The 21,134-nt window shown below is 68.0% G+C and carries 15 protein-coding genes; 13 read left to right on the top strand and 2 right to left on the bottom strand.

What is annotated here, in order from left to right:
- The first annotated feature begins 7 nt into the window (after positions 1 to 7).
- The 8 genes from leuS (at position 8) to BMZ30_RS07800 (ending at position 11,908) form a co-directional block, all read left to right on the top strand.
- Positions 8 to 2,923 carry a leucine--tRNA ligase gene (gene leuS / locus BMZ30_RS07835; protein ID WP_093376916.1) on the top strand — a complete coding sequence of 972 codons (2,916 nt, stop codon included), beginning with the start codon at positions 8 to 10 and terminating at the stop codon, positions 2,921 to 2,923.
- Between the two features lie 3 nt (positions 2,924 to 2,926).
- Positions 2,927 to 4,450: a DUF3375 domain-containing protein gene (locus BMZ30_RS07830; RefSeq protein WP_093376913.1), complete on the top strand. Its 1,524-nt coding sequence runs from the start codon at positions 2,927 to 2,929 to the stop codon at positions 4,448 to 4,450.
- Positions 4,447 to 5,178: a DUF4194 domain-containing protein gene (locus BMZ30_RS07825; protein ID WP_093376910.1), complete on the top strand. Its 732-nt coding sequence runs from the start codon at positions 4,447 to 4,449 to the stop codon at positions 5,176 to 5,178. Before BMZ30_RS07830 ends, BMZ30_RS07825 begins: the two co-directional genes overlap by 4 nt.
- 5 nt (positions 5,179 to 5,183) lie before the next feature.
- Positions 5,184 to 8,540: an ATP-binding protein gene (locus BMZ30_RS07820; RefSeq protein ID WP_093377444.1), complete on the top strand. Its 3,357-nt coding sequence runs from the start codon at positions 5,184 to 5,186 to the stop codon at positions 8,538 to 8,540.
- Positions 8,541 to 8,569: 29 nt separating this feature from the next.
- Positions 8,570 to 9,406, top strand: coding sequence for a DegV family protein (locus BMZ30_RS07815; RefSeq protein WP_229828512.1), 837 nt, complete (start codon positions 8,570 to 8,572; stop codon positions 9,404 to 9,406).
- Positions 9,403 to 10,212: a GIY-YIG nuclease family protein gene (locus BMZ30_RS07810; protein WP_093376908.1), complete on the top strand. Its 810-nt coding sequence runs from the start codon at positions 9,403 to 9,405 to the stop codon at positions 10,210 to 10,212. Before BMZ30_RS07815 ends, BMZ30_RS07810 begins: the two co-directional genes overlap by 4 nt.
- 137 nt (positions 10,213 to 10,349) lie before the next feature.
- Positions 10,350 to 11,105: a ComEA family DNA-binding protein gene (locus BMZ30_RS07805; protein WP_229828513.1), complete on the top strand. Its 756-nt coding sequence runs from the start codon at positions 10,350 to 10,352 to the stop codon at positions 11,103 to 11,105.
- Entirely contained in the window at positions 11,102 to 11,908 is an 807-nt protein-coding gene (locus tag BMZ30_RS07800; RefSeq protein WP_143073150.1) for a ComEC/Rec2 family competence protein, read from the top strand. Before BMZ30_RS07805 ends, BMZ30_RS07800 begins: the two co-directional genes overlap by 4 nt.
- Before the next feature lie 267 nt (positions 11,909 to 12,175).
- On the opposite strand, the gene BMZ30_RS07795 is transcribed toward BMZ30_RS07800, so the two are convergent.
- Complete coding sequence (locus BMZ30_RS07795) at positions 12,176 to 13,096, bottom strand: toll/interleukin-1 receptor domain-containing protein (RefSeq protein ID WP_177191307.1); 921 nt, start codon at positions 13,094 to 13,096, stop codon at positions 12,176 to 12,178.
- Between the two features lie 144 nt (positions 13,097 to 13,240).
- Entirely contained in the window at positions 13,241 to 13,972 is a 732-nt protein-coding gene (locus BMZ30_RS13510) for a hypothetical protein (RefSeq protein ID WP_143073149.1), read from the bottom strand.
- Positions 13,973 to 14,232: 260 nt separating this feature from the next.
- Between BMZ30_RS13510 and BMZ30_RS07790 the strand changes: the two genes are divergently transcribed.
- The 5 genes from BMZ30_RS07790 (at position 14,233) to BMZ30_RS07775 (ending at position 21,132) form a co-directional block, all read left to right on the top strand.
- A protein-coding gene (locus BMZ30_RS07790; protein WP_093376900.1) for an IS3 family transposase occupies positions 14,233 to 15,437 on the top strand; the annotation gives its coding sequence in 2 pieces (ribosomal slippage) (positions 14,233 to 14,517 and positions 14,520 to 15,437; 1,203 coding nt in all).
- 42 nt (positions 15,438 to 15,479) lie between these two features.
- Complete coding sequence (locus BMZ30_RS13970; protein WP_342341516.1) at positions 15,480 to 15,590, top strand: helix-turn-helix domain-containing protein; 111 nt, start codon at positions 15,480 to 15,482, stop codon at positions 15,588 to 15,590.
- 320 nt (positions 15,591 to 15,910) lie between these two features.
- Positions 15,911 to 17,425: a type I restriction-modification system subunit M gene (locus tag BMZ30_RS07780; protein WP_219810200.1), complete on the top strand. Its 1,515-nt coding sequence runs from the start codon at positions 15,911 to 15,913 to the stop codon at positions 17,423 to 17,425.
- Entirely contained in the window at positions 17,418 to 18,056 is a 639-nt protein-coding gene (locus BMZ30_RS13505; protein ID WP_143073148.1) for a restriction endonuclease subunit S domain-containing protein, read from the top strand. The genes BMZ30_RS07780 and BMZ30_RS13505 overlap by 8 nt, the downstream gene beginning before the upstream one ends.
- Position 18,057: 1 nt before the next feature.
- Positions 18,058 to 21,132, top strand: coding sequence for a type I restriction endonuclease subunit R (locus tag BMZ30_RS07775; RefSeq protein WP_093376897.1), 3,075 nt, complete (start codon positions 18,058 to 18,060; stop codon positions 21,130 to 21,132).
- Positions 21,133 to 21,134 lie beyond the last annotated feature (2 nt).

The following is a 21,134-nucleotide window of genomic DNA, read 5'->3' as shown; positions in this document are numbered from 1 at the left end:
TCCCCGGGTGACCGATGCGACCCGAACCCAGCCTGCCCAGCCCGCGAGCCCTGACGAGCCGACCTTCCGCTACACCCCGGCGCTCGCGGCGCAGATCGAGCTGGCGTGGCAGGACCGCTGGGACGAGCGCGGCACGTTCTACGCCGCCAACCCGTCCGGCGAGCTGACCGACGGCCAGGGCCGGCACGCGGACCCGGAGTCCTCGAGCTTCATGGTCATGGACATGTTCCCGTACCCCTCCGGCGACGGGCTGCACGTCGGACACCCGCTGGGCTACATCGCGACCGATGTCACCGCGCGCTTCCGCCGCATGTGCGGCGACAACGTCCTGCACGCGCTCGGCTTCGACGCGTTCGGCCTGCCCGCCGAGCAGTACGCCGTGCAGACGGGCCAGCACCCGCGCATCACGACCGAGCGGAACATCGCCAACATGCGCCGCCAGCTGCGCCGCCTGGGCCTCGCGCACGATTCTCGCCGCAGCTTCGCGACGACGGACCCGGAGTACGTGCGCTGGACGCAGTGGATCTTCCTGCAGATCTTCAACTCCTGGTACGACGCCGACGCTGTGCGCCCCGACGGCGGCACGGGCCGCGCCCGCCCGATCGCCGAGCTCGAGGCCGAGTACGCCGCGGGCACCCGCCCGACGCCGGACGGACGCCCCTGGGCCGACCTCGACACGACCGCGCGCCGCGCCGCGATCGACGCCCACCGCCTCGCGTACGTGTCGGAGTCGCCCGTGAACTGGTGCCCCGGGCTGGGCACGGTCCTGGCGAACGAGGAGGTCACGGCCGACGGCCGCTCCGAGCGCGGGAACTTCCCGGTGTTCCAGCGGTCCCTGCGGCAGTGGAACATGCGCATCACGGCCTACGCGGACCGCCTGGCCGACGACCTCGACCTGATCGACTGGCCGGACAAGGTCAAGGCGATGCAGCGCAACTGGATCGGCCGCTCCGAGGGTGCCCACGTGACGTTCGCCGTGGCGACCGACGGCGCCCCGATCGAGGTCTTCACCACGCGCCCGGACACGCTGTTCGGAGCGACGTTCATGGTCGTGGCACCCGAGCACGGCGTGCTGACCGAGCATGTCCCCGCCGAGTGGCCCGAGGGCACCAACCCGCTGTGGACCGGGGGGCACGCGACCCCGCGCGAGGCCGTCGCGGCCTACCAGGCGATGGCTGGCGGGAAGACCGCCGTCGAGCGTCAGGCTGACGCGAAGTCCAAGACGGGCGTGTTCACGGGCGTGTTCGCCGTCAACCCCGTCAACGGCGCCGAGGTCCCGGTGTTCACCGCGGACTACGTCCTCATGGGCTACGGCACCGGCGCGATCATGGCCGTGCCGGGCGGCGACGAGCGCGACTTCGCGTTCGCGCAGGCCTACGAGCTGCCCGTGGTCTACACCGTGCAGCCGCCCGAGGGCTTCGAGGGCGGCGCGTACACGGGCGACGGCGCGATCATCGCCTCGGCCAACGACGAGGTCTCGCTCGATGGCCTGACCGTCGCGCAGGCCAAGGCGGAGATCATCGGCTGGCTCGAGGCCAAGGGACTGGGCACCGGCACGGTGACCTACCGCCTGCGCGACTGGCTGTTCAGCCGGCAGCGCTACTGGGGCGAGCCGTTCCCGATCGTCTACGACGAGTCCGGCGAGCCCATCGCCCTGCCCGACGAGCTGCTGCCCGTGAACCTGCCGGACGTGCCGGACTACGCGCCGCGGACCTACGCGTCCGACGACGCGGACTCCTCTCCCGAGCCGCCGCTGGGCCGCAACGACGACTGGGTCTACGTCACGCTCGACCTGGGCGACGGACCGCGCCAGTACCGCCGCGACACCAACACGATGCCCAACTGGGCCGGCTCATGCTGGTACTACCTGCGCTACATCGACCCGCACAACGCCGACGCCGCCGTGGCCGCGGACCTGGAGCGCTACTGGTTGGGCCCGGACCACAACGCGAGCGCGGGCGCCGCGGGCGGTGTCGACCTGTACGTGGGCGGCGTCGAGCACGCCGTGCTGCACCTGCTGTACGCACGGTTCTGGCACAAGGTCCTGTTCGACCTGGGCCACGTCTCGGGCGCCGAGCCGTTCCACACCCTGTTCAACCAGGGCTACATCCAGGCCTACGCCTACACCGACGCCCGCGGCGCGTACGTCCCCGCAGGCGAGGTCGAGGAGACCACCGACGCCGACGGCGCGAGCGTCTACACGTACAACGGCGAGGTCGTGCAGCGCGAGTACGGGAAGATGGGCAAGTCGCTCAAGAACGTCGTGACGCCCGACGACATGTACGACGCGTACGGCGCCGACACCTTCCGGGTGTACGAGATGTCGATGGGCCCGCTGGACCTGTCGCGCCCGTGGGACACGCGCGCCGTCGTCGGCTCGCAGCGGTTCCTGCAGCGCCTGTGGCGCAACGTGGTGGACGAGACCACCGGCGAGCTCTCGGTGAGCGACGAGCCCGCCGACGCGGACACGCTCAAGCACCTGCACCGGGCGATCGCGGACGTGCGCGTCGAGATGGAGCACATGCGCCCCAACACGGCGATCGCCAAGCTGATCACCCTGAACAACCACCTCACGAGCCTCGACCGCGTGCCGCGCGAGGCCGCCGAGGCCCTGGTGCTCATGACGGCGCCCGTCGCCCCGCACATCGCCGAGGAGCTGTGGTCACGCCTCGGCCACACCGAGTCCCTCGCGTACGAGCCGTTCCCGGTCGCCGACCCGCAGCACCTGGTCGAGGACACGGTCACGTGCGTCGTGCAGGTGCAGGGCAAGGTGCGCGCGCGCCTCGAGGTGTCCCCGGACATCTCCGAGGCGGACCTCGAGGCCGCCGCGCTCGCTGAGCCCGCGCTCGTGCGGTTCCTCGACGGTCGCCCCGTGCGCAAGGTGATCGTGCGCGCGCCCAAGCTCGTCAACGTCGTCGTCTGACGCGTGGGTGACCCACGCGCCGTCGCCGGCGCACTCGCAGCCGCGCAGCGGGCGTTCGCGCGCCCGACGCTCGCGCTGCTGAACAAGCAGAGCGCACCGCTGGTGGTCGCCGTGTTCGACACGGTGTTCACCCGCGGGCGCGGCACCGTCGCGTCCGAGCAGATGCACCTCGAGGTGCACACGCTGCTCGCCGAGCTCGCGGCGGCCGGCGTCGACGTGCCCGCCGAGCCGGCGCGCGTGCTGTGCGCGCGGTGGGTGCGCGAGCGCTGGCTGATCAGCGACGTCAACGACGCCGACGTCGAGGAGTACCGCCTGACCTCGCACGCCCAGGAGGCGCTCGAGCTGGTCAAGCGCACCGGTGGCGCGCGCTCGCTCGTGTCGGAGTCGCGCATCCGCGCGCTGCTCGACACCGTGGACCGCGCCGCGCAGGACGCGACCGGGGACCGCGCGGAGCGGCTGGCGAGCATCGACGTCCAGCTCGCGGCGCTGACGGCCGAGCGCGACCGCCTCGCCTCCGGAGCGGACCTCGAGCCCGCCCCCGCCGACCGCATGGTCGAGGCGTACGACCACGTCCAGCTGCTGGTCCGCGAGCTGCCGGCGGACTTCGCGCGCGTGGCCGAGTCGATCAAGGAGCTGCAGCGCCAGATCATCGCCCAGCTGCGCGCCGACGAGCGGCCGACCGGCGAGATCCTCGCCGAGTACCTCGAGGCGTCCGAGAACCTCATGGCGAACACCCCCGAGGGGCGCGCGTTCACGGGCGCGATGGAGCTGCTCACCGACGCCGAGCTCCTGGCCGCCCTCGACGACCACGTGGCCGCGATCCTGCGCCACCCGTTCGCCCGCAGCCTCAGCCGCGCCGAGCGCGAAGGCTTCCGGGGCATCCGCGCGCAGATCGTCTCCGCGCTCGACGTCGTGCAGTCCGAGCAGGCCCGGGCGTCGCGCACGCTCACGGCCCAGGTGCGCGGGCACAACCCGCTGCGGGACCGCGAGCTCGATCACGCGATCCGCGACGTCGTGTCCGCCCTCGCGCACTGGTTCCCCGAGTCCTCGCGCGGTGCCCGCGTCGAGCCGCTGCGCTGGTTTGGCCGCGCCCAGCTCGGCCGCCTGCGCGACTCCCTGCACGACCTGCGCCCCGAGACGCCCCCGGCCGCCCTCGAGGAGTGGGCCGACGACGACGAGCGCGGCGACCTGGACGAGATCCGCGCACTCGGCGGTCCGCAGCACGCGTGGCTCGCGGCGCACGTCGCCGAGCTGCGCGCAGGCGGGGCCGGCGACCTCTCGGTCGCCGAGGCCTTCGCGAGCGCGCCTGCCGAGCTGCGCCGCCCGGTCGAGATCCTCGGCTTCCTCGAGCTGGCCGACGCTGGCGTGCCCGAGCAGAGCCACGGCGTCGTTCCCGGCGCCGTCGAGCGCGTCGTGGCCCGGCGCGCCGACGGCAGCGAGCGCGAGTTCGCCCTGCCCCGGGTGCTCCTGGCGCCCCCGACGCACCGCGGCGAGCCCGCGCCCGCAGAACCTGAAGGAGCAGCATGAGCACTCCCGCGTTCGTCGAGACGCCGCCCATGGAGGAGGACGTCCCGGTCCTGTTCGACGGCGACCGCGGTCAGCTGCCGCTCGAGGCACGGCGGGCGTTCGCGCTGCTGCTGCGCGCGCGGTACGTGGCCGCCGCCGACAACCCCGTGGAGTGGAAGGCGCTGCTGGCCAACCTCGACGTCCTCGAGTCGCGCTGCCACGACATGTTCCTGCAGCTCGTCATCGACCGCGACTACGAGCTCGCGTACAAGAAGCAGCTGCGCCCCGACGGGCTGTCGGTGCCGATCCTGCTCAAGGACGAGCCGTACCGCCGGGTCGAGACGCTGCTGATGGTGCACGCGCGCAACGTGTTCCGCCAGCAGCAGGGAGCGGGGGAGCGCGCCGCGTTCATCGATGCCGAGGAGCTCGTCGAGTACGCCATGAGCTTCCTCGCGAGCGACGAGACCAACCTCGCGCTGCGCCGCCGCGAGGCCGAGGCGGCGATGACCACGCTGCAGCGCGAACGCGTCTTGGACGAGGTCAGCCCGGGCCGGTTCCGGATCCTGCCGGTGATCGAGGTGCTGCTGCCGGTCGAGCGGCTCCAGGAGCTCGCGCGCTGGCTCAAGGCCGGGGACGTGCCCGATGTTCTCGCGGACGACGACGTGGCCGGCGACGCCCATGCTGGCGACGATGCCGAGGGTGACGACGACGCACCGACTGACGACACCCTGCCGGAGGAGGCACCGTGAGCACCATGAGCCAGACGCTGTTCGGCCTCGTGCCGACGGCCTCGACCGGCCAGCAGTGGGTCGCGCGGTCCATCCAGCTGATCAACTGGGGCGGGTACCACGGGTATCACGAGATCGGGCTGGCCTCGACGGCGACCCTGCTCTCGGGCGCGTCCGGGACGGGGAAGTCGACGCTGCTCGACGCCTACATCGCGCTGACGATGAGCCACACGACGCCGTTCAACGGCGCCTCGAACGGGGCGACGAGCGGGCGGGCGCGCGGGCGCGAGCAGCGAAACGTCATCTCCTATGCGCGCGGCAAGCTCGACGAGGCGCGGGTCGCGGGCTCGTTGAGCGCGAAGGACGCGGTGCTGCGCGGCGACGGCACGGACACGTGGTCGGCCATCGCGATGTCGTGGGCCGACCAGTCCGGGCGCGTGTTCACCGCGGTGCGGGCCTACTACGTGCCGCGCGGCGCCGTGAAGAACGACGACTGCGTCCTCGTGCGCGCGACGGTCGACAGCGCGCTCGACCTGCGGCTGCTCGAGCCGCTCGCGGCGGAGCGGTTCCCGCGCGCGGGGATGACGGACCGCCTGGGGCTCGCGCTCTACGACACGGACGTCGCGTTCACGGCGCGGCTGCACAGCACCCTGGGGATCGGCGCCGCCGGTGACGGGCACAAGGCCATGGCGCTGCTCGCCCGCATCCAGGCCGGGCAGCAGATCACGACCGTCGACGCGCTGTACAAGTCGATGGTGCTCGAGGAGCCGGAGACCATCCGGCGCGCGCAGGACGCAGTCGACCACTTCGACGAGCTCAGCGAGGTGCGCGAGGAGATGCTCACCGCGCAGCGCCAGCTCGACCTGCTCGGCCCGATCGTCGGGCTGCGGCGTCGGCTCGAGGAGGCCCGCGCGCGGGCGGCCGCGATCGACTCGCTCGGCATCGGCCGGATCGACCAGCCGGACACGCCGTTCGCGCAGTGGCACGACGCGCGCCGGCTCGAGCTGGCCCGCGCGCAGGAGGCCGCGAACCGCGCCGCGCACGCGGAGGCGGACGCCCGCCACGCTGCCCTCGAGGCGCAGATCCTCATCGCCGAGCGCGAGCACGAGGAGATCAAGGACAACCAGCGCCGCAACGGTGGCGACGAGATTGCGCGCCTGGAGCGCGAGGTCGCGAACCTCGAGGTCGCGCTCGCCGACACCGAGCAGCGCCACGCCGCCTTCGAGGCCCACCGCCGCGTGCTGGGGGACGACGCCGAGAACAAGGGCCAGTTCGAGGCCTTGCGTCGGCGCGCGTCGACGCTCGTGTCCGACCGTGCGGCGAGCGAGCGCGAGCTCGACGATGCCGTCGCGGCCGCGACCGTCGCGCACGCCGAGGCCGCGCGGGAGCTCGCCCGGCTCGAGGCGGACAAGGGCTCGCTCAGCCAGCGCCGCGGCAACGTGCCCGACGCCGACCACCAGGCGCGCTGCGCCCTCGCCGAGGCGGCCGGGCTGAGCCCTGACCAGCTGCCGTTCGTCGCGGAGCTGCTCGAGGTGCGCGCCGAGTACGAGCCGTGGCGCGACGCGATCAGCCTGGCGCTCGGCGGGTTCGCGCTGACGCTGCTCGTCGACGCTGAGCACCTGGCCGACTTCCGGCGTGCGATCGACCGGGTTCCCTCCTCGCGCCGGCTGCGGTTCGAGGGCGTGCCCACCGGCCTGCCCGTGCGCGAGCAGGAGGACCGCACGCGGCTCGACGGCCGCCTCGAGCTGCGGCACGGCCCGTTCACCGGCTGGGTCGCCGAGACCCTCGACCGGCGGTTCTCCTACGTGTGCGTCGACGACGCCGCCGACCTCTCGCGTCACCCGCGGGCGCTCAGCCGCACGGGGCAGACCAGCGACGGGCAGCGTGGCGCGCATGGTGGCGGTGGACGGCGCAGCGTGCTCGGCTTCAGCAACGACCGCGCGCTCGCCGAGCTCGAGGACGAGCGGCGTGAGGCGCACGTGCGTGAGCGCACCGCGGAGCGTGAGCTCGCCGAGGCTCGCCGTGCGCGGTCGGGGTTCACCGACCGGTTCGCCGCCGCGCAGGCGGTCAGCGGGCTGTCCTGGGACCAGCTCGACGTCCAGGGCGCGGCGCGCAACCTCGCGGTCCGGCAGGCGCGCCTCGCTGAGCTCGTCGCGGGCTCCGACGTGCTGCGGGCGCTCAAGGAGGACGAGGCGCGCGTCTCGAGCCGGCTCGCTGACCTGCGCCGCGAGGCGTCGCGCACGCAGGTCGAGATGGAGCAGCTCGAGAAGGTGTGGGCGACCCTGGTCGACGAGGTCGACGAGCTGGGGGACCGGCTTGCCGCCCACGAGGAGTCGGGGATCTCCGCCGACGACGAGCAGGCGGCCCTCCTCGACGAGCAGCTCGCCGGGTCGCGCTGGACGCCGGGCGGGGACCTGTCCGCCTTCACCGCGGCCGTCGCCGCGCTGCGCAGCGAGCTCGTGCACACCCGGGAGCTCGCCGACGCCGAGGTCGCGGCCGCGCACGACGGCCTGGCCGCGGTGTTCGCACGGTTCGTCGAGCAGTGGCCCAACCCGAACCTGGGCACCGACCCCGACACCTCGTACGAGGACTTCAAGCGCATCCACGACGAGATCTCCCGGCAGCGCATGTACGCCCTGCAGGAGAGCTGGAACCGGGCGATCGGGCGGTTGTCCGGGCGCGACCTGACGATGCTGAGCTCGGCGATCGAGCAGGCGATCAGCGAGATCCGCACCCGCATGGAGCCCGTGAACGAGATCCTGGCCGGGCTGCCGTTCCGTGACGATGCGCACCGCCTGCGCATCACCGCGACCGTCACCGAGGCGCACGACGTCGCGACGTTCCGCCGGGACCTGCGTGCCCTGGCGAAGGATGCGACGGCCGACGGCACGACGGCCGAGCGCGAGCGGCGGTACGCGCGAATGGCGCGGCTGCTCGCGCGGATCCGCCCCGAGAGCCCCGAGCGGCGGCGCTTGGTGGATGTGCGCGAGCACGTGCGCATCAGCGCCGAGTGCGTCGACCTCGACGGCAACCACGTGAGCGTCTACGACCACATCGCCGGCAAGTCCGGCGGCGAGTCGCAGGAGCTCGTGGCGTTCATCGTCGGTGCGGCGCTGCGCTACCAGCTCGGCGATGCCGACGCCGAGCGCCCGCGGTACGCGCCGGTGTTCCTCGACGAGGCGTTCATCAAGGCCGACGCGCGGTTCGCCGGGCGCGCGGTCGGTGCGTGGCGTGGGCTCGGCTTCCAGCTGATCATCGGTGCGCCCCTGGACAAGGTCAGCGCGCTCGAGCCGCACGTCGACCTCGTGCTGCAGACGCTCAAGGACGACGCCGGCCGGTCCCGCGTCGTGTGGGTCGCCGCCGCGGACGCCGTGACGGCATGAGCCCGCAGCGGGGGAGGGCGGTGGCGGTCGTGACGGACTCCACCGCCGCCCTGCTGCCCGCCTTCGCGCAGGAGGCGGACGTCGCCGTCGTGCCCCTGCACGTGCACGTGGGGGAGAGCATCACGCTCGAGGGCGTGGGGACGGACGAGGCGACGGCGGCGGTGCTGCGCGGCGATCGCGTCACGACCTCGCAGCCGACGCCCGAGGCGTTCGCCGAGCGGTATGCCGCGCTGGCCGCGGCAGGAGCGCGCGAGATCGTGTCGGTCCACCTCTCCGGGGAGCTGTCGGGCACCGTGCACGCGGCGGCGCTCGCCGCGCACCGGGCACCCGTGCCGGTGCGCGTGGTCGACTCGCGCGTGGTGGGCATGGGACTCGGCTTCGCTGCGCTGTCTGCGGCCCGCGTGGCGGCGTCGGGTGCGTCGGCGGCCGACGTCGAGGGCGCGGCTCTCGCGACGGCGCGGTCGGCGAGCGGGTTCTTTCTCGTCGACTCGCTCGAGCACCTGAGGCGCGGCGGGCGGCTCAGCCTCGCGGCGAGCGCGGTCGGCACGGCCCTCGGCATGAAGCCGCTGCTGACGCTGCGCGACGGGCGGGTGGCCGTGCTCGCGAAGGTGCGTACGCGTGCCGCCGCCGTCACGCGCCTGACGGCGCTGGTGCAGGAGGAGGCGGCACGGTGCGCCCGGCCGCGTGTAGCGCTGCACTACCTGGGCGACGACGCGGACGTGCGCGCCATCGCGGCGGACCTGGTCGAGCGGACCGGACTCGAGGTGCTCGTCGCGCCCGTCGGGGCCGTGCTGGGGGCGCACGTCGGGCCGGGGCTGGTCGCGGCGTTTGTCGTGGATGATCCGATGGAGGGGCGACGAGCATGACGTTGACGCTCGAACCGATCCTGCGCAGTGCTGGGATCGATCCTGCGGATGCCCAGGTGATCCGCCACGCCTACGTGCGTGAGCACGAGGACGGGCAGAGGGGAATCCACGCCGACTCCACGCACGACGAGATCATGCAGTACACGCGCGGGCAGTCAGCGAACCCGAAGGTCTTTCCCGCGGTGCCACCGCGCATCTGGGCCGTCTTCGTGCGCGATGGCGGCGACCGGGCCCGGCTCTGGTCGGTGGTCGAAAATCGGGGAGAGGTCCGGAACGATGGCTTGCTGCGTACCTTCGACCTCGTGGAGACCGACCAGCTGGCTGACCTCAGGAACCGGTTGGTCATCGGTTGGAGGTCGCCCCGCGCCTGGCGCCTCAACGGCCCTACCGCCGCCCAGTACCCGGTCATGGAGATCGTCGACGCGCAGCCGATCCCGTTCCCCGGCTTCAACCGGCTGGTCCTGGACCACGCGCAGCTCCAAGCGGTGATGCGCGAGCACCGCTACTCGGCGTGGCGCACCGCGCTCTCCTCGGTCGTGGGCATCTACCTGATCACCGACACGAGCAGCGGACGGCACTACGTGGGCAAGGCGGACGGGGCAGAGAGCATCCGCCAACGATGGAACACCTACGCCACCAATGGTCACGGTGGCAATGTCGAGCTGCGCGGCCTGGCAGCCACGAACTTTCGGTTCTCGCTGCTCCGGGTCTTCGACCCGGCCACCCCCGTGCGCGAGATCGACGCGGCGGAGAGCCACTTCAAGGTTGCCCTCGACACGCGTGTGCACGGTCTGAATCGCAACTGACGGCTGCTCGCGCGCCTCTTGAGGCGAGACCCCGGAAGTTGCCCCGAGGGTCCTCCACAGGGATGCTGCGCCGCGCCGTCGTCCCCAGAGCGACCGGAACCCCTGCGCGCGCCCGATGACGCGAGCAGGCTCGGACGGTGCCCGAGCCTCCTCCTGACGACGTCGCCGCCTTGCGTGAGCGGCTTCGCGCGGGTGCACCTGTTCTCGCAGGTGCGCACCGGAACGCGCCCCCGCGCGTGCGCTGGCTGACGACCCGCCGCACCCTTGCCATCGGTGCCGCTGCCCTCGCGATCCTCACGGGCGGTTTGGTCGCGCGGGGTGTCGCCGGCGTGCCGAGTGAGGCGGTGCCGATGCCCGCACGGATGGCGACCAGCGCAGCCGCCCCGTCGAGCGATGCGCCTCGACAAGCGCCGTCGTCAGCTCCGGAGGTCGTCGACGGCGTCCCGGCCGAGGTGCTCGTGCACGTCGTCGGGGCCGTCGAGCGGCCGGGGGTCGTCCGCCTCGCCGTCGGAAGCCGCGTGCTGGACGCCGTCGAGAGCGCGGGCGGGGCGACCGACGAAGCCGACCTGGCGCGCCTGAACCTGGCACGCGTCCTCGCGGACGGCGAGCAGGTCGTGGTGCTGCGGGCGGGGGAGGAAGCGCCGTCGGGCTCGGAGGCGCCCAGCGGTCCGGACGCCGGACCAGGCACGACGGGTGGGGGTGCGACGCTCGATCTCAACAGTGCGACCGCGGGCGAGCTCGAGGCGCTGCCAGAGATTGGTCCGGTGCTCGCGCAGCGGATCGTCGAGCACCGCGAGGCCTACGGTCCGTTCGCGTCGGTCGACGGCCTGCTCGAGGTCAGCGGCGTCGGACCTGCCGTGCTGGAGAACCTGTGGTCGGGGGTGCGCGTGTGATCGACGTCCGCCTGCTCGGTCCCGCGCTCGGGAGCTGGCTCGCCGCGTTCGTGCTCGTCGCGACCACGGGTGGGGCGGCCCTCGGGACAGCGGTGCTGATGGTCGGCCTCGCCGCCGGCACGATGCGCCGTCGCGCGCTCCGGGACGCGCTCGCGCTGACGCTCGTCGCCGCGGCGTGCACGGCCGCGGTCGTCGGGGTGCACCTCGCGGCGCAGGAGGGCGGCGTCGTCGCCGGGGCGGCGGCGCGCGGCGACCCGGTGCACGTCGTCGGGCGGCTGCGGGCAGACCCCGCCGTCGCCACCAGCCCGTGGGGCGCAGCGACGGCACGGGTGCGACTGCACGTCACCGAGGTCACGGCCGGTCCCTTCGCCTCCGCGGTCCGCCAGGGCGTCTCCGTCGGGGTGCTGGTGCGCGGCGACGGTGCGTGGGGCGACCTGACCTACGCGAGCGTGGTGCGGGCCTCGGAGACTCTCGTCGCGCTGCCCGCGGGTGGGGCCGAACGCTACGAGCTGCTCGGCGCCAGCCCCCCGGTCGTCGTCGAAGCCTCGCCGTACGGTCTGGCGCACGCGATGCGCGCCGGCCTGGTGGCAGCCGTCGCCGATCGGTCCGCCGCTGCCCGTGGGCTGGTCCCCGGGGTCGCCGTGGGGGACACCTCGGCCCTGCCCGACGACGTCGCGGACGCGATGCGCGCCACCGGGCTCACCCACCTGACGGCGGTGTCGGGCAAATACTTCGCCAGGTGCGTAAGTGCCAACTATGCGATGGTTCTAAATGCTAAAACCCCAGGTCAGAAGCCATTTTAACGCTCCGATATTGCAAGCGTTGTGGGACGCTCCCACCTTACTATGTTTGCTCTCAAGAGTGCCAGAAGACGTCCGCAGTGGTCTTCTTTTGTAACACCAACGGCAGCGACGCTCGTGTTTGGTCGACCCGCCTTGACGTCGTCGTGGGTACCGTTTGAAGCATTGGTCTTGGAGGCAAGTTAAGCGTTCGAGGCTCGGCTATACGGGAGGCTCATGCAGTTCGTAGACGGGTGGCGACCTGTCTTCGGCCCGGTACGTTGCTCCTGGTCACGAGGACGCGATGACTCGCCAGCGGAAGGTGACGTGCGGCGCGGTGTAGGGGATGTGCGTGGTCTCCCTTTGGACGTCGACGATCTCAACGAGAGCGAGCCGACCGTGCTCATTCATCAGCACGACACTTTGGCCGACGCGCGGAGTGACTGAGCGCCCCGGGACAAGATGTCGCGCCAAGTCGGCATCGTCGGGCATCTCACCCTGCACCAGCCCCACAGCATTCCCGTAGTCCTTGAGGACGTATATGGAGTCATTGCTGTGCCCGCTGACACTGAAAGCGAACTCTGAGTCGCCGAATCCCCAACGGAAAGTTCTTTGAGGTGCGTCTGCATAGGCGAAGCGGAGCTCGCCTTCCAAGTCGGGGCTCCGCCATTGAGAGGGTTCTGTGCGCAAGGTTTGTTCCTCCAAGCGCGTGGCGCGCTCACGAAGTGTCGCGATCGGAGTCGCGCTGTCGCGGTTAGTCGGCAGCCCGGCGATCCAGCGCCAGAGATCTTCAACCTGTTCAGCCCCGGGAAATTCCTGGAGGCTGTTGGAAGAGTGGTTGAAATTGAAACCCTTCGGCATCTTGTCGCCTAGCCATGCCGGCAACGTAAAATCCGGGTTGTTGACGAACAGGACTGACATCCAGGAGGCCTCGCGGTCACCGTGCACCTCTGAGATCCAGCGACTCTCCTTGCCGACGCCCGAGTTTGGCATCGTGTCGGCCCGTTCTACGTAGTTCCGGTCGACTACGAGTAGTACGCGCTTGGCATCGTCAACGCGACGCATGAAGCCGTTGAGGTCGTCGCCATAATCGACATCTGCGTCGATGAGCACATCGAAACCGAGCGCCTTGAGCTGAGCTGCGAGCAGACGTACCCACTCCCGGTGCTCATCCGATGTCCAGGCGTATGAGATGAACAGATCCGAGCCCATAGAACTCCTTGGTCGTCGTCCGCAAGCTTTACGCATCGGGACATAGGTCTTTCGGGAAGCTTACGGTGTGCTCCTCGCAGACCCAGCCCACTCGAAGCAAGTTTCTTCTTTTTAGGTACAGCCAAAACGCGTGGCGCGGCCAGCTCATCCGTCAGATTGGTCTGATTTGGTGGACTCTCGTGGAAGATCCTCGATGAGTCCGTTCGGTCCGTACCAACGCCTCTCTCCGGTCGTGAACTTGACCTTGCCGATGAGGCGGGTGCTCGAATGCCAATCAGTGAGGTCGGGCTCATTGTGCCCCGCGTCGGGTTTGAAGCCCCATGGGCGAGATTCTTCGCGGCGTACGTCCGGAGCAGCATAATGTGGCGGCATCGGGCCGTCTCCGCTGACGGCGCATAGGGATCGCCGTACGTACTCGACATAGTTCAGCAGATCGCTGACGTCGCGCTGTCGCGGATCATCCGAGCGCTCTCCTTGATCCAACTGGTTGAAGCGGACCATCCAGGTCAGCGCATCCCAGCGCGCATGCAGCTCCGTCGGAAGGGCATGCGCGTGGCTGGAGCCCGCTTGCAGAAGCGTCGAGACACGTCTCTTCCGGTCCAGATGTACATCTGCCGTTGCTGGCACTCGAGCGAAGGATGCCGGCCCCTGCCTCTCGTCCCCCTTGATCGTCGTGAACTCCGCGAGTGCAACGATCAGTTGATCCGCTGCGAAGGAATGCCGGCGGTGCTCATCGGCGCGTTCTGCTTCCCTTCGCTCTATCGCAGCGAGGTCCGTCTCGTGCTTCAGCACGTTGGCGGTCTGCCGGGAACCCACCCATGCAGATAGGACGCCGCCTACGATCGCGCCCAGCAGGGCCGCCAACAGTTCAGTCATGCTGAGCAATGTACCTTTCGCCACCGACAATCTTCCGGTGGCGTCAGCTCACGCCTGGACGCCAGTGGGGGCAGACGTCGAAATCAGAAGCACCGGTCCCCGCGGTGAGCAGACTCCGCAGTCCAGGTGGTGATCACGACCTTGCCGTGCAGTCCCTCGTCTTCTAGACCGGACCTTCGCGACCCTCGTCCGGGTCTGCTGCACGGATAGGTGACACCTGACCTGTGGTGCCGTTGGGCGCTACTGGAAGGATGTCCCTCATGCCCAAGCCCTACCCCCAAGAGTTCCGCGATGACGTGGTGCGCGTGGCCCGCAACCGTGAGCCGGGTCAGCGTCTGAAGCAGATCGCTGCTGACTTCGGGATCAGCGAGTCGTGCCTGACGAACTGGATGCGGGCCGCCGACCTCGCCGACGGACCCGCCCCGGGCGCTGCGGCCTCGCCGGACGGAGATACCCGCGAGTTGAAGAAGCGGATCCGGTTGCTGGAGCAGGAGAACGAGGTCTTGCGCCGCGCAGCCGCGTACTTGTCGCAGGCGAACCTGCCGGGAAAATGATGTACCCGCTCGTGCGCGAGCTGGCCGCGACCGGGGCCCCAGTGCGGGTGCCGGTCGCGGTGACGTGCCGGGTACTGAAGCTCGCCCGCGCGCCCTACTACCGGTGGCTGGCCGCCCCCGTCACCGCGCGTGACCTTGCTCAGGCCCACCGCGCGAATGCCTTGTTCGACGCCCACGCCGACGACCCCGAGTTCGGCCACCGGCTGCTCGCCGACGAAGCCCGCGACGCCGGCCACGCGATGGCTGACCGTACCGCGTGGCGGATCTGCTCGTCGATGGGCTGGTGGAGCGCGTTCGGCAAGAAGCCCACCAAGAACGGCAAGAAGCCAGGCCCCGCGGTTCACGACGACCTGTGCGCCGTGACCGACAAGCACGGCGTAGTGCGCCACGAGTTCACCGCCGACGCCCCGAACCGGCTGTGGCTGACCGACATCACCGAGCACAAGACCGCCGAAGGCAAGGTCTACCTGTGCGCGATCAAGGACGCCTACTCAGGGCGCATCGTGGGCTACTCGATCGACTCACGGATGAAGTCGCGCCTGGCCGTCAACGCGCTCGAGAGCGCCGTGGCTCGCCGCGGCGACGTCGCCGGATGCGTGGTCCACAGCGACAGGGGAAGCCAGTTCCGTAGCCGCAAGTTCCTGCGCGCGCTGACCCGCCACGACCTGACCGGATCGATGGGGCGGGTGGCTTCCTGCGGGGACAACGCCGCCATGGAGTTCTTCTTCAGCCTGCTGCAGAAGAACGTCCTGGACCGCCACTCCTGGGCCACCCGCGACCAGCTGCGCCTGGCGATCGTGACCTGGATCGAACGGACCTACCACCGCCGGCGCAGGCAAGCCCGCCTGGGTCGACTCACCCCCATCGAATACGAGACCATACAGACCACTCAGGTCGCACTCGCCGCCTGAGAACCGCTGTCACCTATCCGTGCAGCAGACCCGCCTTGAGGGGTGACCAGTTCTCTCAAGTCGACCCTCGGCGCGCAGGTGCGCGAGATTCGTCGTGCCCGGGGGCTCACTCAGGAGGCGCTCGCTGAGCAGCTCGAGGTAACCCCGCGCTAGCTCGCCGGAGTCGAACGCGGCGAGCGGAACCTCACGTTGGACTCCGTCGATGCACTGGCGCAGCAGTTGGGCGTGGATGCGGCAGCGCTGCTACTCGCTCAGGGATAGACCTGACGCATCCGCGTAGCTTCCAGCGTGCGATACTTCGACAAGATGTCGCGCAGCGACGGCAAGTCTGAATGATGCCGCGTATCTATACGATGTGAATGGCTCCAGTCGACTTGATTCGAGTCGACTTTCACCGTGACTGCGCCTGAGCTTCGGTGCGACCGGCTCAGTACGCGTGTGGACCAAAGCAATCACAGAAGGGCACCAACTCAGTGACGATCACCCAGCAAGAGCTCGAGTCCAGGCTTTGGGACGCGGCAAATGCTCTGCGCGGCCCCGTTGACCCAGCCGACTTCAAGACCTACGTCTTTCCGATGCTCTTCTGGAAATGGATCTCTGACACCTGGGTGTACGAGCACGACATGGCGCTTGAAGAGTATGGGGACGACCTCGACGACGAGATCGAAGCTGACTACCACCGATTTGAGATGCTCGAAGGCACGCTATGGTCGGAGACCACGACGAAGGTCAAAAACCTCGGCGCGGAGATCGCGAGCACCTTCCAGCGGATTGAGAAGGCTAACCCGCGCTCGCTTGCCGGAGTCTTCGGTGATGTTGCTTGGGGTAACAAGGAGCGAATCCCAGAGTCAGCACTTCTTGACTTGATCAAGGCCTTTAACAAAATTAAGCTCGATCCGACGACGGTTTCCCACGATCTTCTAGGCGCTGGATATGAGTACTTGTTGAAGAACTTCGCCGACGAGTCAGGAAAGAAGGCGGGGGAGTTCTTCACACCCCGCGAGGTCGTCAACCTGCTGGTAGGAATCCTAGAGCCGCAGCCGGCAGAGTCCGTGTACGACCCTGCCTGCGGCTCGGGCGGGATGTTGGTCGCGACTATCAACCAACTCCGCGACGCCAACCTGGATCACAGGACTCTGCGCCTGTACGGTCAGGAGATCAACCTAACCACCTCCTCGATCGCGCGGATGAATTTGTTCCTGCATGAGATCGAGGACTTCGAGATCAAGCGAGGGGATACGCTCCGTGCCCCCGCCTTCAAGGACGCCAGAGGTGCTCTGCGCACTTTCGACTCTGTAATCGCCAACCCGCCGTTCTCGCTCGCGAACTGGGGAGCGGACCGTTGGGCAACCGACCCTCGAGCCCGGTACGGCGTGCCGCCTGCGAAGAACGGCGACTTCGCATTTATCCAGCACATGATTGCCTCGATGACGCCAGATTCTGGTCGGGTTGGCGTCGTTATGCCACACGGTACTTTGGTCCGGATGGGGACCGAATCCAGTATTCGACAGAAACTCATTGAGGCCGATTTGCTTGAAGCGGTTATCGGATTGCCGCCCAATCTCTTCTACTCCACAGACATTCCGACTTGCATCTTGATTTTTCGAGCCAATAAGTCTGCTTTTCGCGCCGGCAAAGTGCTCTTCATCGATGGCTCGGCCCGGTTTGAGAAGGCAGTCAACCGGAACTCGATGACCGCCGCTGACGTTGATGCCTTGGTTGACACCTACCGGAGCGGTACCAAATCAGCCGATGTGGACCGTATTAACGTCCGACTCGTTCCGATTGACGAGATCGCCAGTCGAGATTTCGACTTGAGGCTCGGTCACTACATCACGGTGGCGGCCGAAGAATCAGCTGATCTTGGCAGCACGCTGACGGCCTACGCGGACAGTCGAATAAGGCGCATCGCAGCTGAGGCAGACATGTTTAGACGGCTTCAGGCGGCGGGGATTGATCTGAGCGCGATTGAGGTGAGCGATGACTAAGTGGCGCGTAGTACCAGTAGCTTCGGTTGCAAAGCAGCGCCGCGAAGCGGTCCGGCTCGAACCTGGCGTCGAGTACACGACGATGGGCGTCCGCTGGCATGGCAAAGGGGCGTACAACCGCGGAATCGGCACCACTGACACAGTCAAAGCGAAGACGCTCTATCGAGCGCGTAGCGGCGACTTCGTCTTTAACAGAATTGATACGCAGAAGGGGGCGTTTGATGTCGTCCCGGATTCCCTTGATGGTGCCCTCGCAAGCAATGAGTTTCCGCTATACGAGACAGATCGTGATCTCTTGCTTCCCCAGTTCTTGCTGATCTACTTTAAGCAGAGCGCAGTACTTCGTGCGATCGAAGCATCGCGGGGCGGTTCGGAGGGACGGGCTCGCTGGAAAGAGCGAGACTTCGAATCGTGGTCGGTTCCATTGCCGGACTTGGGTATCCAACGCCGGATCGTAGATCTCATTACTTCTGTGGATCGCTGCGTTTCTGCGCTCGACAAGGAGTCCGGCGGGTCAGGCAGCCACTTGGGCTCGCTCATTGGGTTCCGCGCTGCTCTAACGACGTCGCTCCTCAACCAGGAGACTGAGATTCCTGAGTCCTACGACGACCTATTGGGGGAGGCCTCCTGACATGGCATGGACAGAGTCGTCCACAATCCAGCGCTCCTTGCTCGAATGGGCAGAGGAAGCAGGCTGGGATCGTCTGCATGGCGATGAGCTACCCCGAGATGACCATGATGTCGTCATCGAGGGGTGGGCTCGAGAGTCGCTAGTTGCGCTGAACCCCGAGCTCGGCGATGACCCTGAATCCACTGACCTCGTCCTGCACGAGATCAACCAGGCGGTGCTGGATGCCCACAACGGGCTCGTCTCCGCCAATGAACGGCTCACCGTGATGCTACGCGGTGATCACGCGTTCACGACGATCAACGGTGAACACGTTCCACGCAGGCTGATCGACTTCGTAGTGCTCGAGAACAACCGATTCACAGTCGCCGATGAGGTGAGGATCGCCGGATCGGTCAAGCCCCGGCGATTCGACGTCGTTTACTACGTGAACGGATTCCCGCTCGTGGTCGCGGAGACGAAGACGCCTGTGAAGCAGCAGGTCTCGTGGGTGAGCGCGGCGAAGGACATCTACGACGTCTACGAGGACGAGTACCCGAACTTCTTCGCGACCAACGTCTTCAACATCGCTACCGAAGGCCTAGAGTTCCGGATGGCTCCTATCCGTGCTGTGCCTGATCCAGACTCGGAGATCTGGGCTCCTTGGGGTTCGACCGAGGACGACCCGAAGGTCATCACGGGCCCGGCCCGAGTTGAGCGCTCGGCGAGGTTGTTGCTGCGCCCCGAAGTGATCCTCCCGATCCTCAAGGACCTCGTGATGTTTCGTCATGCTCGAGATGCCTCCGAGACCGACATTAAGTTCCTCCCGAGGTACCCGCAGTTCGAGGCAGCCCTGGCGATCCACGACAAGGTGCTCGCCGACGGGCGTGGCGGACTGATCTGGCATCACCAGGGCTCGGGTAAGACAGAGCTCATGGCTTTCGCCGCAGCACGGCTCCTGCGCGATGATGCGGTCGTCGAGAAGTTCGGCAGTTCGCCGACCGTGATCGTTATCGCGGATCGCAAGGATCTTGTACGCCAGACCGCGGAAATGTTCGAGACGGCCGGTATGCCGCGTCTGACGGTGCCCCGCAACCGGCGTGAGTTGCACGAACTGCTCCGCAGCGGAGACCCGGGGATTGTGATTACCACCGTGCACAAGTTCGCCGAGGCTGGGCACCTGAACGACAGGTCGAACATCATCGTCCTCGTTGACGAGGCGCACCGGTCGCAGGAGGGCAAGTTTGGCGATGCATGGCGCGCGGCGGTGCCGAACGCGAAGTTCTTCGGCGCGACGGGCACGGCGATCCAGGATAAGGACCGCTCGACGTTCAAGCTCTTCGGTGACCCATCCGACCCCGACTTCGTGATGTCGAGGTACACGCCGGAGCAGTCCATTGCGGACGGGTTCACGAAGCCGGTCATAGTGGAGGGCCGATCGGTCGGCTTCAGCCTCGACAAGGAGGCGCTCGACGAGGCGTTCGATGAGCTGGCTGAGATCGAGAACCTCGACGAGGAAGAGAAGGTCTACCTCTCCGGCAAGGCCTCGCACATCGAGACGATCCTGTCGAACCCCGATCGCGTCGCCGCGGTCTGTGCCGACATCGTCGATCACTTTCTCGCCTACGTCGCGCCTCTGGGGCAGAAAGCTCAAGTGGTCGCGTACAACCAGAAGTTGGTCATCGCGTACGCGCGCGCCATCGAGGAGGAGCTCGAGCGTCGCGGCGCGGTCATGTTCGACGGGCGACTCCGTGAGGTCGGAGTGGTGATGCACGTCGCCGACAGCAAGGACACGCCAAAGGAGCATCAACAGTACCTGCTTACGCCAGAGCAGGAGGAGGCGCTGAAGCGACGGTTCAAAAAGGTCGATGACCCGATGTCGTTCGTCGTCGTCACCGCCAAGTGGATGACCGGTTTCAACGCACCTATCGAAGGAGTGCTTTACCTCGACAAACCGGCCAAGGAGGCCAATCTCTTCCAGACCATCACGCGGCCGAACCGTCCCTGGAAGAACCCGGTCACGGGACAGCGCAAGGACTACGGCCGTGTCGTCGACTACATCGGTCTCGCCAAGGCAATCGGCACCGCGATCGCCGGCCCGAAGCTGAGCGTGGACGACGAGGGAGAATTGAACGTCATTGACGCATCCAAATTGGCAGGCAAGTTCGTCGCCGACCTCACGAAGCTCCTCCATCTTTTCGCGGGCATCGACACCGTGGATTCCTCATTCGATTCCCTCGCAATAGCGCACGAGCGGATACCCGATGGCGGTACGCAGCGCACGGAGTTCGTCGAAGGCTACGTGGCTCTCCAGACGGTCTGGGAATTCTTGGACCCGCACCCTATGCTGTTGCCGTTCAAGCAGCAGTACTTCTGGTTAGCGAAGGTCTATGAGTCGATTCGGCCCAAAGATGTCTCCAAAGCCTTCCTTTGGGCGCGGCTCGGGGCGAAGACCACGGAGCTCATCCACGGCCACATGAACGCAGTCGTCGTGAAGTCGATGGCCTCTAGAACGGTCACCTTGAATGCGGCCGGGCTCGCGCTGGTGAAGCGCATCGCCGAGCAGCTGCGGCTGTCAAACACCTCGCCAGATGGCCAGGAGCGGACCGACGTTTATCAGCAGGTGCTCGACTCGATCGAGGCGCGGCTTCACCGTCGTCTCGCTGAGGGAGAGAGCCGAGTCTACAAGTCGCTCGCGGAGAGAATCGAAAAGCTTCGGACGAGAGCGGTCGAGAACGTCGAGGACTCGTTAGCGTTCCTGGAGGAGGCACTCAGGATCGCACAAGACGTCGTCGCGGCAGACCGCGCCGCAGAGGCTGGGGATGAAGAGGAACTTGAACGCCTCGCCGACCCGAAACGCGGTGTGCTCACCCAGATTGTCGAAGAGAACACGCCGCAGGGGCTGCATCAGATTGTGCCGGAAATTGTCGACCGCATTGACGCGATTGTCGGTGAAGTCGCCTACACCGGCTGGACTTCGAGTGACTCGGGCGATAAATCTGTTCGACGCGAGCTGCGTGCGGTGCTGAAGAACTACGGACTTCCCATCAAAGGCGACCTGTTCGACCGCATCTATCGGTACGTGAGAGAGAACTACTAGAT

Origin of the sequence: Flavimobilis marinus (assembly GCF_900113055.1) — a bacterium.
Taxonomy (GTDB): Bacteria; Actinomycetota; Actinomycetes; order Actinomycetales; family Cellulomonadaceae; genus Flavimobilis; species Flavimobilis marinus.
This window is presented reverse-complemented; position numbering and strand designations above follow the sequence as displayed.

Excerpts from the sequence above, each read along its gene's own strand:
- BMZ30_RS07825 (WP_093376910.1), top strand. The coding sequence starts at position 4,447 with ATGAGCACTCCCGCGTTCGTCGAGACGCCGCCCATGGAGGAGGACGTC.
- BMZ30_RS07820 (WP_093377444.1), top strand. The coding sequence starts at position 5,184 with ATGAGCCAGACGCTGTTCGGCCTCGTGCCGACGGCCTCGACCGGCCAG.
- BMZ30_RS07810 (WP_093376908.1), top strand. The coding sequence starts at position 9,403 with ATGACGTTGACGCTCGAACCGATCCTGCGCAGTGCTGGGATCGATCCT.
- BMZ30_RS07795 (WP_177191307.1), bottom strand. The coding sequence starts at position 13,096 with ATGGGCTCGGATCTGTTCATCTCATACGCCTGGACATCGGATGAGCAC.
- BMZ30_RS13510 (WP_143073149.1), bottom strand. The coding sequence starts at position 13,972 with ATGACTGAACTGTTGGCGGCCCTGCTGGGCGCGATCGTAGGCGGCGTC.
- BMZ30_RS13505 (WP_143073148.1), top strand. The coding sequence starts at position 17,418 with ATGACTAAGTGGCGCGTAGTACCAGTAGCTTCGGTTGCAAAGCAGCGC.
- BMZ30_RS07775 (WP_093376897.1), top strand. The coding sequence starts at position 18,058 with ATGGCATGGACAGAGTCGTCCACAATCCAGCGCTCCTTGCTCGAATGG.